Below are 12,274 nucleotides of genomic sequence, written 5' to 3'. Positions count from 1 at the left end.
TATCGTTTCCTTATCTATCTTTTGGATCTAACGCATCACGTAAACCATCGCCAATATAGTTAAAGCAAAAGAGTGTGATCACCATGAAAAAAGCGGGAAAAGCCAACTGCCAAATAGCAATTTCCATCGTTTGTGAGCCTTCTTGTAATAATGCCCCCCAACTGGTCATTGGCTCTTGCACGCCGAGTCCTAAGAAACTTAAAAAGGATTCCGTTAAAATCATACTCGGGACTAATAGGGTTGAATAAACCGCCACAATACCAAGTACGTTAGGAATAATATGACGACGAATAATATTCCATTTACTTACCCCTGAAACGTGCGCAGCTTCTATGAACTCTTTAGATCGTAAACTCAATGTTTGTCCGCGCACAATACGCGCCATATCAAGCCAAGCAATCGCCCCAATAGCGACAAAAATCAAAATAATATTACGACCAAAAAAAGTCACCAAAACGATCACTAAGAACATAAAGGGAATAGAATATAATATTTCTAAAAAGCGCATCATAGCGCGATCGACTTTACCGCCTAAAAATCCAGAAGCGGCGCCATAAACCGTACCAATAATGACTGCAACTAGCGCGCCTAACACCCCCACCATTAATGAAATTCGCCCACCAATAAAGGTGCGCACAAAAAGATCTCGACCTAAACTGTCCGTTCCAAATAAATGCGTCCAAGAAGGCGCTTCATGTAAGGCGTACCAATCCGTATCATCAAAAGCAAATTCAGATAACATCGGCACAAAAATTACCGACAGCGTGATCATCACTAAAAGCACTAAACTTATCATCGCAGCTTTATTGCGCATAAAACGAATACGCGCATCTTGCCATAAACTGCGCCCTTCGATTTCTAAGTTATCTGCCATTGTATTTAATATTTGTGAATTTTTTCTTTTAAAAAACATAAGACCCCTCTCTTAATAGCGAATTTTTGGATCAACATATGCCAACAATATATCAACAATGGCATTAAAAATAATAAAGAGGAAACCTATCAAGATAGTGATCCCCATCACCAATGAGTAATCACGATTAAAGGCGGCATTAACAAATAATTTACCAATACCTGGCAGACCAAATATCGTTTCAATCACGACCGATCCGGTGATAATACCGACAAATGCAGGCCCCATATATGAAACGACAGGCAACAATGCCGGTTTCAAAGCATGGTGTATCACGATATAGGAATAACTGAGACCTTTAGAGCGAGCGGTGCGGATAAAATTACTATTAAGCACTTCAATCATACTGCCACGCGTAATACGCGCAAAAGTTGCCACGTACATCATCGACATGCCCAATACGGGTAAGACCATGTATTTAAGTGAGCCATCAAGCCAGCCTCCCGCGGGGAACCAGCCTAAATTGATAGAAAATATATAGATAAGTACGGGCGCGAGTACAAACGAGGGCATCACAATGCCAAGCATGGCAGTCGACATTACCCCATAATCAAGCCACGTATTGTGCCGTAGCGCAGCCAATGTGCCAATTGCCACCCCAAAAAAGGTCGCAAAGATAAAAGCAAAAGCACCAATTTTAGCAGAAACAGGTAATGCATCGGCCACGAGTTCATTAACGGTAAAATCTTTATATTTAAAAGAAGGCCCTAAATCACCTTGTAACACATTCACTAAATAGGTTGTGTATTGTTCGAAAACAGGCTTATCTAATCCATATTTTTCATTGATATTTTGCATGACTTTAGGCGGTAAGGTACGTTCACTCGAAAAAGGACTACCCGGAGCAAAACGCATTAAAAAGAAAGACACAGTGATCAATATCAACATCGTTGGTATTGCCTCAAGGATCCGTTTGAATATGAATTTAAGCATGATCCACTCTCTTTATACCAATGGAATTAATGGGGTGATCATGAGTTGCGCAGGAGAAATTAACATTAGCAAAGCGTGAGTTGCAGGAGATAGTGACTCTCACTTCAAAACTCACAACGCAGGTAGGGATAATTTCACAGGCAAGACGGATCACTTTTTTAGTTCCTTTGGCATTAATAGCCCCTAAGGGCTAAATAAAAATAAAAAGAGGCCGAAGCCTCTCAAGCTAGCTTACTCAGCGATAATGTACATATCTTTTGAATAAAGTTTATCTTCTGCATTATTGCCCGCATAACCACCCACATGAGGGTTCACCAAGCGTGCTTTAACATATTGATAAATAGGCGCTATCGGCATGTCTTTTGCTAATAAAGCCTCTTGTGCATAATACGATTTCATCCGAACAGCTGCAGACGTTGCTTGCACCCCTTCTTTGATAAGCTTGTCGTAAGCACTACTCTTATAATGGATCCCACCGGTTGTGTTTTTTCCTTCCATTAACGAAGTAAACGATGATGCCTCGTTATAATCACCACACCAACCTGCACGAGCCACTTGGAAATCACCTTGTTTTTTACTTTCAAGATAGGTTTTCCATTCTTGGTTCTCTAACGTCACTTGCACACCTAATGTTTTTTTCCACATAGAGCCAATGGCAACCGCTAGTTTTTTATGATTTTCACTGGTGTTATATAACAAGCTAAACTTCAACGGATTAGAGCTATTATAACCAGCAGCTGCCAAGAGTTCTTTGGCCTTTTGATTACGCTCTTTTTGGGTTAATTTCGCATAGGCAGGTAATTCAGGAGAGAAACCACTGACGATTTCAGGTGTTAAGAAATAAGCAGGTTTTTGACCTTGCCCTAACAATATATTGGCAACGACATGACGATCGATTGCATAGGAGATGGCTTTACGCACGCGTATATCATCGAAAGGCGCTTTATGTGTATTGAAGTTATAGTAATAAGTACATAAATTACCTTGCACTCTCAATTCATCGGGATGCTTTTTTTGTAGACGTTTAAAATGCTCATTCGGTATTTCATTGGTTAAATCTAATTCACCCGATAAGAATCGATTCATTTCTGCGACTTGGTTTTCAATGGGTAAATAACTCACTTTCGTTAAGACAGTTTTTGAATTATCCCAATACTGTTTATTTGGAACGAGTTCAATACGCTCATTCACCACCCATTTTTTAAGTACAAAGGCACCATTACCGACAAAGTTTTCAGGCTTAGTCCATTTTTCAGCAAACTTTTCCACCGTCGCTTTATGAACAGGTTTCATTGTCGTGTGCGCCATCATCATCACAAAATACGGCACTTTTGATGCTAAATTTACTTCAAGTGTAAAATCATCAATGGCTTTTACGCCTAAACTGCTCTTGTCTTTTTCACCCGAAATAATAGCACTGGCATTTAGCATGGTCGTCATTTCTACATACCATGAATAAGGAGAGGCAGTGTTAGGATCAACGGCGCGCTGAAAGCTATAAACGAAATCATGTGCAGTGACAGGGTCGCCATTTGACCATTTTGCATCATGGCGAAGATGAAAAACAAAAGTTTGATTATCTTTAGTTTCCCAAGAGGTTGCGACACCTGCAATTATTTTACCATTTTCGTCTTGATTCACGAGACCTTCTAAAAGATCACGAATAATATTTGATTCTGGAACACCTTCAGATTTTTGTGGATCAAGTGAAGCAACTTCAGTCCCATTACCGCGAACGAGCTCTTGTTTACTTGCAAGTTTAACGCCTTCAGGCACATTAGCAGCAGTAACCAACATAGATGCAGATGCAAATGATAACCCCGTAGCAAGCAATAACGCCTGTGTGATCTTACTTTTTTTCTGTCTAAGCATATATAAACTCCGATTTAAGTTTTACGTCCGTCGTTCTTTTTGAAAGGTGATAAATTCAAAAAGGATCTCACCGTAGCATTACAAATATGACTTATCTAATTTAGCCCCTGAAAAAATAACATAAATTTAACACAAGTCACAAATTTGTATCTAACATTCAAATAAAATCAAATAACTTGATCTAGATCACACTTGAAATTAATTGCAAGTTGATGATATTGATTATCTTTTAGATTTGAATGCTAATTAGTTGTTGATTTAATTAGATATTGCACTTTTAAACAAAAGGATATTGCTGAAGAAACAGCCTGATTATTTAACAATATACCTACATAGATAAGCACTTTTTACTTCTATAGAGGTGTATAAAACCCAAAGCACGTTTAAAGTTTAGACAAAAAAAGGAAATCTGTAGCGAAGCATTCTAAATATAATATATTGACCTTAATACATTCCATTTTTTATGATGTAGAACTTTTTTGAAGGCGCGAATTGATCTTAAAACAAAAAAAAACGTAAGCCGAAGCTTACGTTTTTTATGCGATATATATTTTAGAGTTCATCTATCCAACATTGCTGCACGGCCTCAAGAATTCTCTCACTGCAATGATCGATATCATCATCAAATTCAGGTAACGCGAGGATCCATGCTCGTAATTCAACAAAATGCAGGGTATGCGGATCTTGTTGTGGGTATTTTTCCATTAAAGCAAGCGTGAGATCTAAAGAATCAATCCATTTAATTGGCATGTTAACCTCCTAAGATACTCTAAACTATAGCCTATAAAACGAGAATACTATCACCTATAAAGCAATAACACTTATTATTATTAATGGTTCTCTGATACGATGTTAAGCGTATATTTAGGAATTTCAATCACTAAATCTTCATCTTTAACACACGCTTGGCAACCTAAGCGGGATTCCGCCTCAAGACCCCATGCTTTATCTAACATATCATCTTCTAATTCATCGCTTTCAACTAATGAATCAAATCCCTCGCGTACAATGATATGACACGTTGTACAAGCACATGATTTTTCACATGCATGTTCAATACCAATATTATGTTTTAAGGCGAGATCTAAAATCGTATCACCCTCTTTTGCATCGATGACGAGTCCATCTGGACACAATTCTTCATGTGGTAAAAAAATTACTTTTGGCATAATTGACCCTTTTTTCTATATATTATCAACAGACTGTCCTGTTAAAGCTTGTTTAATCGATGCATCCATACGTAATGATGCGTAATGATCTGTTAATTTATCAATGTCTTTCAAAGCGACTTTAATCGCCTTTACATCGGCCTTCTGCGCGATACCAGATAGCGCTTGCATACTTAGCGTAATCTCGTCATATTCCTTCGGGCTTAATAATTGCGCACCATCTTTTTTTAATGCGGCCGTTAAGTTTTCAATGACGCGGCGCACTTCAACCTGCTCTTCAACTAACATACGCGTCGTCAGATCTTGCTCTGCAAATGTTTGTGAAGCCTGTAACATTTGCATCACTTCATTATCACTTAACCCATAAGAGGGCTTCACCTCTATTTTAGCCTGTACTGCAGACGATTTTTCCATCGCAGTGACGCTTAATAAACCATCTGCATCGACCTGAAATGTAACTCGAATATGGGCGGCACCGGCCGCCATTGGCGGAATATTTGTAAGCTCAAAACGCGCTAAAGAACGACAATCTTTCACTTGTTCACGCTCACCTTGTAAGACATGGATAAGCATTGCAGTCTGCCCATCTTTAAAGGTCGTAAACTCTTGAGCACGTGCAACAGGAATGGTTGAATTACGAGGGATCACTTTTTCAACTAATTCCCCCATGGTTTCTAAACCCAATGATAAAGGTAAAACGTCCAGCAATAGCATCTCAGTATCGGGTTTATTACCCACTAAAATATCGGCTTGAATGGCAGCACCTATCGCCACCACTTTATCGGGATCAATCGACGTTAAGACATCTTGCTCAAAATAAGCACTGACTTTTTCACGCACTAAAGGCACGCGAGTCGAACCACCAACCATCACCACTTCAACAATATCTGTTACGTTTATTTGCGCATCTTTTACCGCGCGTTTACATGCTCGGAGTGTTTTTTTAACAAGAGGCTCAATTAACGCCGTTAACGTTTCTCGGCTTAAATTTAAACTCACATTTAAACTCTTGAGCTCTATTTTAGTGCTCTTTTCAGCGCTCAAATTTTGCTTAGCGAGGCAGGCTATTTGACGTAATTGTTGTAATTCTACGGCACTTAATGGTTGAGAAATATGACTCTGCTCTTTTATCCATTGCACAATAATGGCATCAAAATCATCACCGCCAAGCGCTGCATCACCACCGGTCGCCAGCACTTCAAAAACACCTTTTTGTAAGCGTAATATTGAAATATCGAAGGTGCCACCGCCAAGATCGTAAACAGCAATGATCCCTTCTTTTCCAGAATCAAGACCATATGCAATTGCTGCCGCCGTCGGCTCATTGAGTAAACGCAGTACGTGTAATCCCGCTAAACGAGCAGCATCTTTAGTGCCTTGGCGCTGTGCATCATCAAAATAGGCAGGGACCGTTATCACCACGCCCGATAACTCACCTTGTAATGTTTCAATAGCGCGCATTTTTAATTTTTTTAAAATTTCACTTGAAGCCTGCACCGCATTAACAGCGCCAATACGTGTTTCTATTTGTACCAGACCGCTGTCATGCGCACTTAAATCATAAGCCATGGTATCGGCCTTTAAATCGACTAATGCTTTACCCATTAAGCGCTTAACGGATACTAATGTATTTAAGGGATCTGTATTAAGAAAAGGTTTTGCATCAAGTCCGATAAGCACGTGACCTTGCTCTGCATAATGCACAATGGAAGGCAACATATCTTGCCCATTTTCATCTAATAACGTACCCGCAACACCACTTTGTACACTGGCAACTAACGAATTGGTTGTGCCTAAATCGATACCGACGGCAAGTTTATGTTGATGGGGCGCAGCGGATTGATCGGGCTCTGCTATTTGGAGTAATGCCATAAGAAATCTTACCTTTGTCTGTATTGACTCAATCGAAGAGTTTTTCTTCTACTTGCTCTAATTCAATTTGTAATTTAAGCATAAATTTTAATTTTCTCACACATTCTGCACTTTCTTCTAATGCATTTTTTTGACGGTTTGTTTCAAAATCTGATTCTAAATCATCAATTTTCTGTATGATCATTTTTTCGAAATCAGCGATTTCATCTTCGTCTTCCACCCTAAATTCTTCAAGCTTTTCTCGCCACTGCATCTGCTCTATTAAAAAAGCGGTATCTTGCAATGTACGTTGCTCTAGTTCGATATCCATACCAGCAAGAAGCAATAAGTATTGTGCGCGTAAACAACTGGTTTTTAAGGTTTGATACGCGTCATTAATTTCGGTGCTTTTTTGCATCGCAATTAAACGTTCACTATCGCCCGCCATCACAAATTTATCGGGATGGTATTGCTTTTGTAAATCGCGATAGGTGTTGGCAAGTAAAGAAAGGTCGATAGAAAAGTGAGGTACTAATGAAAAAAGTTCAAAATAATTCAAAATGGCATCCTAATAAAATAAAGCAAAAAAAGAAGCATGTTATACATGCTTCTTTTTGATATATTACGTATTAAACGCTAAAACTCTCGCCACAACCACACTCGCCATCGATATTAGGGTTGTTAAACTCAAAACCTTCATTAAGGCCATTTTTTACAAAATCAAGTTCAGTACCATTTAGGTAAACGAGGCTTTTTTTATCAACAATAATAGAAACACCTTTATCAATAAATACTTCATCGTCTTCATTAAGTACGTCAACAAATTCAAGCACATACGCCATACCGGAGCAACCAGAGGTTTTTACGCCTAAACGTAAACCAATGCCCTTACCGCGATTTACTAAAAAATTGGCAACATGTTTCGCAGCCGGCTCGGTTATTGTAATGGCCAAAATAAACTCCTTAACTTAATACTGTGCTTAACTTAATACGGTGCTTAACTTAATACGGTGCTTAACTATTTTTACTTCTATAATCAGCAATAGCAGCTTTAATTGCATCTTCAGCGAGTATTGAACAATGAATTTTTACCGGAGGTAACGCAAGCTCTGCGGTGATCTCGGTGTTAGTAATAGCGCCAGCTTCTTCAAGCGTTTTCCCTTTAACCCATTCTGTCACTAATGAGCTAGAAGCAATCGCACTACCACAACCATAGGTTTTAAATTTAGCATCTTCAATGATGCCATCTTTATTGATTTTCAGCTGTAATTTCATTACATCACCACAAGCCGGTGCGCCTACCATTCCTGTAGCGATACTTTTATCATCTTTATCATCAAAAGAACCAACATTACGTGGGTTTTCATAATGATCTATTACTTTTTCGCTATAAGCCATGATCTTATCCTTATCTTAATTAATTTTTTACACTTTTCTATGCTGGGTTGCTACAAAGGTGATCTTTCATGCGAACGTGCACAAAAAACGACCTAAATAGCATTTGGTCAACTTTCTAGTGGTGAGCCCAGTCAATACTTTTAATATCAATGCCGTCTTTGAACATATCCCATAACGGGGACATAGCACGTAATTTACCAATGTTTTCACAAATAATTTTTATCGCATAATCGATATCTTCAGCCGTCGTAAAACGGCCAATACTAAAACGAATAGAACTATGTGCAAGCTCATCATCACGCCCAATCGCGCGTAAAACATATGATGGCTCTAAACTTGCTGATGTACATGCACTACCTGATGAAACAGCTAAGTCCTTGAGGGCCATTAATAACGATTCACCTTCAACATAGTTGAAACTAATATTAATATTACCGGCGACGCGGTGCTCCATAGATCCATTTATATAAACTTCTTCCATGTGCTTTACGCCATCTAACAGACGTGTGCGTAGTGCTAATAAGCGTACATTTTCTTCTTGCATCTCTTCTTTTGCAATGCGGAAAGCTTCACCCATGGCTGCAATTTGATGCGTTGCTAACGTGCCACTACGCATTCCACGCTCATGACCACCACCGTGCATTTGGGCTTCTAAACGTACACGCGGTTTACGCGAAACATACAGCGCACCAATACCTTTAGGTCCATATACTTTATGTGCAGAAAAAGAAATGAGATCAATTTTCATGGCCTCTACGTCAATTAACACTTTTCCCGCACTTTGCGCAGCATCGACATGTAAAAATGTTTTGTTGGCACGGCAAAGCTCACCAAAGGCGCCAATATCTTGGATCACGCCGATTTCATTATTGACATGCATTAAACTCACTAAGATAGTATCTTCACGCAATGCATCTTTGAGTTGCTCTGGGGTTATAATGCCATCACTACCAGGCTCTAAATAAGTCACTTGGTAACCTTCACGCTCTAATTGGCGGCAAGGATCAAGTACCGCTTTATGCTCAGTCTTAGAGGTAATAATATGTTTACCTTTTTTCCCATAAAAATGGGCAATCCCTTTAATCGCAAGGTTATCAGACTCTGTCGCACCTGATGTGAATACAATCTCACGGGGATCCGCATTGATAAGATCAGCTACTTGTCCACGCGCAATATCAACGGCTTCTTCTGCTTGCCAACCAAAACGATGTGAGCGCGATGCTGGGTTACCAAAATCGCCATCCATGGTTAAATATTTCATCATTACATTTGCAACACGGGGATCTACAGGGGTTGTAGCCGAATAATCAAGATAAATAGGTAATTTCATTTTTTCCTCCACTGCAACATAAATACAAACTAATACTGTCTTAGTTGTAACTTCGCAGTCTCTTTATATTTGTTATTTTGAATATCAGAAACAAGTTTCACATGCTCTGAACTCATTAGCTCTTCTAACGTAATACCATCTAAAAAAGTACTAATGCGCAGACTTAACTGTTCCCAAAGTGAATGTGTTAAACATTTAACACCATGCTCTTGGCAACCTTCTTTACCGCTACATTTACGCACGTCGACCGATTCATTAACCGCCGCAATAATCATTGCGACTGAAATTTCACTGCGTAATTTGCCAAGTTTATAACCGCCACCAGGTCCGCGCACACTACATACTAGTTCGTTTTTTCGTAATTTAGAAAACAATTGTTCTAAATACGAAAGCGATATTCCTTGGCGCATAGAGATATCTGCAAGCGGTACAGGTCCATTATGCTCTTTAAGTGCAACATCTAACATTGCAGTAACCGCATAACGGCCTTTTGAGGTTAATTTCATATACTTCACTTATATTAAGTTGAGAAAGTAACTGTATTACCTTCCATTTAACGGATCTTATATATGAATTATAAATACCCTACTAAATTAGTCAACTAAAAAACCACATTCAGAATAGGTTTTATTTTTCTTGGCTCGGATCTTCCTTTCGGGCGCTGATCAATGATTTTTGAATACTGCTAAAAACGCCACGCCACATGCGTAATTCGACAACTTCAGGACGGGCGCGGTTAAAGAAACGACGTAACTTTGTCATTACCAAACCCGGATGAGCCGGTACTATAAAGCGTGTATCTTCTAGTGTTTCTTGTAGATGATTAAACATTCCCTCTAATTCTTCAGATAAAGGGTATTCTTCTTCTAACTCAACCTTCGCGTGGCTGGCCAAAAAGGACATGCGAATTTCATAAGATAATGTCTGCACTGCCATAGCAAGATTAAGTGAACTGTATTCAGGGTTCGCAGGGATAAATACATGGAAATGGCATTTATGTAATTCATCATTAGTTAGGCCACTGTTTTCACGACCAAATACGATTGCAACGGGATACTTAGCCCCTTCAATAACCGCTTTTTCACCCATTTCTCTCGGATCTAACATCGGCCAATCTAACGTGCGTGGACGCGCACTCGCACCGATAACTAAACCACAATCGGCAATCGCTTCTTCGAGCGTTGCAAAACGTTGATGATTTTTTAATACGTCACTGGCACCTGCAGAAAGCGCTATTGATTTTCCATCTACCTCACATTCAGGTGCAACTAACACCAAATTAGATAAACCCATTGTTTTCATCGCGCGTGCTGCACTGCCAATATTACCAGGATGCGAGGTTCCAATAAGGATGATGCGTACGTTATCTAACATGAATATTCCTTGCTATATGAATTAATAAAATAATAAGTACAGTTTAACAGAGTTCACAACACAAAAAAAATAGATCTGATGCGATAAAAATTTGCACAATGAGATGATCTGTGTATAATTTTGCGCCGAAGGTTAGTCCTTCACGTTCTTTTAAAATCTAATCTAATGGTGATCCCCAATGCATCCAATGTTAAATATTGCGATCCGTGCTGCCCGCAATGCAGGTAAAGTAATCGTAAAAGGCTATGAAAATCTAGAAGCCGTCGAAGTTGAAGAAAAATCGTTAAATGACTATGTCAGTAGTGTTGATAAAGAAGCCGAAATTGCAATAATTGGTACATTACAAAAAGCTTATCCCGATCATAGTTTTATCTGTGAAGAATCAGGTGCTCTTGAAGGTAAAGATAAAGATCACCAATGGATTATTGACCCATTAGATGGCACAACAAACTTTATTCACGGTATCCCTCACTTTTGCGTCTCTATCGCATTAAAAGTAAAAGGTCGCACCGAAGTCGCTGTTGTATTTGATCCTATCCGTAATGAATTATTCTCGGCAGTAAAAGGTCAAAGCTCACAAATTAATGGTTACCGCACACGTACAAGCCTCGTTAATAAACTTAACGGTACTCTTATTGCAACTGGTTTCCCGTTTAAACAAAAACACCACACTGAAACATACCTTGAAATCTTTAAAGACTTCTTTATGACTGTGGCTGATATGCGCCGTAGTGGTAGCCCAGCGCTTGATCTTGCATATGTTGCAGCAGGTCGTATGGACGGTTTCTGGGAATTTGGTTTAAAACCTTGGGATATTGCAGCTGGCGAATTATTATTGAAAGAGTCTGGCGCAATGATGACTGATTTTAACGGTGGCAATGATCACATGAAATCAGGCAATGTAGTGGCGGCGAATCCAAAACTATTAAGAGAAATGTTAAATGTGATCCGCAAGCATCATATCTAAATTTTTCTAACTACACACAAGCTATTTAGTCACAATATTTTGTGTATAAAAAGCCACGTTTGATCACGTGGCTTTTTGATTTCTATAGATAATGTTGATCTAACTCCCCTTGCTCACCGATTAAGTTGCAATCCTAATATAAATAATTATGATGAAGGCTCCTCTGATTATTATAAGTGAGATAGCATGATTAAAGATTACTCTGATGCTCTATTTGAAGAGATGAAATTACTCGCAAAATTCCCAACACAATCGCAATTAAAAGGCATTAAAATCCATCAAGATGCAGATGCTAATGTTATTAAAGCAGCTAAATCGCTCTTTGAAAAAGGTCTTATCTCTCAAAATGATGGCGGTTACTTAACCGACAGTGGCATTGAAAGTGCCGATCATTTACAACGTATCCTTTCAACATTAAGTTAATCCTTGAGTTATTAAAGCCAGCAAGTTACATTCAGCCTTAATTA

Annotated in this window: 14 protein-coding genes; 2 read left to right on the top strand and 12 right to left on the bottom strand. The window is 38.9% G+C overall.

The window, feature by feature from the left end:
• Positions 1-10: 10 nt before the first annotated feature.
• The 12 genes from oppC to trmJ all read right to left on the bottom strand — a co-directional run bounded on the left by oppC (position 11) and on the right by trmJ (position 10,840).
• Complete coding sequence (gene oppC, locus PCNPT3_RS04485) at positions 11-913, bottom strand: oligopeptide ABC transporter permease OppC (RefSeq protein WP_015464682.1); 903 nt, start codon at positions 911-913, stop codon at positions 11-13.
• 12 nt (positions 914-925) lie between these two features.
• On the bottom strand, positions 926-1,846 hold the full coding sequence (gene oppB / locus PCNPT3_RS04480) for an oligopeptide ABC transporter permease OppB (protein ID WP_015464681.1): 921 nt from the start codon (positions 1,844-1,846) through the stop codon (positions 926-928).
• A gap of 231 nt (positions 1,847-2,077) precedes the next feature.
• Positions 2,078-3,718 carry an ABC transporter substrate-binding protein gene (locus PCNPT3_RS04475; RefSeq protein ID WP_015464680.1) on the bottom strand — a complete coding sequence of 547 codons (1,641 nt, stop codon included), beginning with the start codon at positions 3,716-3,718 and terminating at the stop codon, positions 2,078-2,080.
• A gap of 552 nt (positions 3,719-4,270) precedes the next feature.
• The gene (gene iscX, locus PCNPT3_RS04470) at positions 4,271-4,468 is read right to left on the bottom strand and encodes a Fe-S cluster assembly protein IscX (protein WP_015464679.1); all 198 of its coding nucleotides are present in this window, start codon (positions 4,466-4,468) and stop codon (positions 4,271-4,273) included.
• A gap of 80 nt (positions 4,469-4,548) precedes the next feature.
• Entirely contained in the window at positions 4,549-4,887 is a 339-nt protein-coding gene (fdx, locus tag PCNPT3_RS04465) for an ISC system 2Fe-2S type ferredoxin (protein WP_015464678.1), read from the bottom strand.
• A gap of 15 nt (positions 4,888-4,902) precedes the next feature.
• Positions 4,903-6,759 (bottom strand): Fe-S protein assembly chaperone HscA, encoded by a 1,857-nt coding sequence (gene hscA, locus PCNPT3_RS04460; protein WP_015464677.1) that lies wholly within the window; start codon positions 6,757-6,759, stop codon positions 4,903-4,905.
• A gap of 28 nt (positions 6,760-6,787) precedes the next feature.
• Complete coding sequence (gene hscB / locus PCNPT3_RS04455; RefSeq protein WP_015464676.1) at positions 6,788-7,297, bottom strand: co-chaperone HscB; 510 nt, start codon at positions 7,295-7,297, stop codon at positions 6,788-6,790.
• 70 nt (positions 7,298-7,367) lie between these two features.
• Positions 7,368-7,691 carry an iron-sulfur cluster assembly protein IscA gene (gene iscA / locus PCNPT3_RS04450; protein WP_015464675.1) on the bottom strand — a complete coding sequence of 108 codons (324 nt, stop codon included), beginning with the start codon at positions 7,689-7,691 and terminating at the stop codon, positions 7,368-7,370.
• A 61-nt stretch (positions 7,692-7,752) separates the two neighbouring features.
• Positions 7,753-8,136, bottom strand: coding sequence for a Fe-S cluster assembly scaffold IscU (gene iscU / locus PCNPT3_RS04445; RefSeq protein WP_015464674.1), 384 nt, complete (start codon positions 8,134-8,136; stop codon positions 7,753-7,755).
• Positions 8,137-8,251: 115 nt separating this feature from the next.
• The gene (locus PCNPT3_RS04440; RefSeq protein WP_015464673.1) at positions 8,252-9,466 is read right to left on the bottom strand and encodes an IscS subfamily cysteine desulfurase; all 1,215 of its coding nucleotides are present in this window, start codon (positions 9,464-9,466) and stop codon (positions 8,252-8,254) included.
• A 29-nt stretch (positions 9,467-9,495) separates the two neighbouring features.
• Positions 9,496-9,972, bottom strand: a complete 477-nt coding sequence (locus PCNPT3_RS04435; protein WP_015464672.1) for a Fe-S cluster assembly transcription factor — start codon at positions 9,970-9,972, stop codon at positions 9,496-9,498.
• 121 nt (positions 9,973-10,093) lie between these two features.
• On the bottom strand, positions 10,094-10,840 hold the full coding sequence (trmJ, locus tag PCNPT3_RS04430; RefSeq protein WP_015464671.1) for a tRNA (cytosine(32)/uridine(32)-2'-O)-methyltransferase TrmJ: 747 nt from the start codon (positions 10,838-10,840) through the stop codon (positions 10,094-10,096).
• Positions 10,841-11,018: 178 nt separating this feature from the next.
• Here trmJ and suhB point away from each other — a divergent pair, with 178 nt between their 5' ends.
• Entirely contained in the window at positions 11,019-11,807 is a 789-nt protein-coding gene (gene suhB, locus PCNPT3_RS04425) for an inositol-1-monophosphatase (RefSeq protein ID WP_015464670.1), read from the top strand.
• Between the two features lie 186 nt (positions 11,808-11,993).
• Positions 11,994-12,230: a TIGR02647 family protein gene (locus PCNPT3_RS04420; RefSeq protein WP_015464669.1), complete on the top strand. Its 237-nt coding sequence runs from the start codon at positions 11,994-11,996 to the stop codon at positions 12,228-12,230.
• The last annotated feature ends 44 nt before the right edge of the window (positions 12,231-12,274 follow it).

Origin of the sequence: Psychromonas sp. CNPT3, assembly GCF_000153405.2 — a bacterium.
Lineage (GTDB): Bacteria > Pseudomonadota > Gammaproteobacteria > Enterobacterales > Psychromonadaceae > Psychromonas.
Note: the sequence above shows the minus strand (reverse complement) of the source record. Positions and strands in the feature narration are given on the sequence as shown.

Coding starts and splice junctions, on each gene's coding strand:
- oppC (WP_015464682.1), bottom strand. CDS start 913: ATGTTTTTTAAAAGAAAAAATTCACAAATATTAAATACAATGGCAGAT.
- oppB (WP_015464681.1), bottom strand. CDS start 1,846: ATGCTTAAATTCATATTCAAACGGATCCTTGAGGCAATACCAACGATG.
- PCNPT3_RS04475 (WP_015464680.1), bottom strand. CDS start 3,718: ATGCTTAGACAGAAAAAAAGTAAGATCACACAGGCGTTATTGCTTGCT.
- iscX (WP_015464679.1), bottom strand. CDS start 4,468: ATGCCAATTAAATGGATTGATTCTTTAGATCTCACGCTTGCTTTAATG.
- fdx (WP_015464678.1), bottom strand. CDS start 4,887: ATGCCAAAAGTAATTTTTTTACCACATGAAGAATTGTGTCCAGATGGA.
- hscA (WP_015464677.1), bottom strand. CDS start 6,759: ATGGCATTACTCCAAATAGCAGAGCCCGATCAATCCGCTGCGCCCCAT.
- iscU (WP_015464674.1), bottom strand. CDS start 8,136: ATGGCTTATAGCGAAAAAGTAATAGATCATTATGAAAACCCACGTAAT.
- PCNPT3_RS04440 (WP_015464673.1), bottom strand. CDS start 9,466: ATGAAATTACCTATTTATCTTGATTATTCGGCTACAACCCCTGTAGAT.
- PCNPT3_RS04435 (WP_015464672.1), bottom strand. CDS start 9,972: ATGAAATTAACCTCAAAAGGCCGTTATGCGGTTACTGCAATGTTAGAT.
- trmJ (WP_015464671.1), bottom strand. CDS start 10,840: ATGTTAGATAACGTACGCATCATCCTTATTGGAACCTCGCATCCTGGT.
- suhB (WP_015464670.1), top strand. CDS start 11,019: ATGCATCCAATGTTAAATATTGCGATCCGTGCTGCCCGCAATGCAGGT.
- PCNPT3_RS04420 (WP_015464669.1), top strand. CDS start 11,994: ATGATTAAAGATTACTCTGATGCTCTATTTGAAGAGATGAAATTACTC.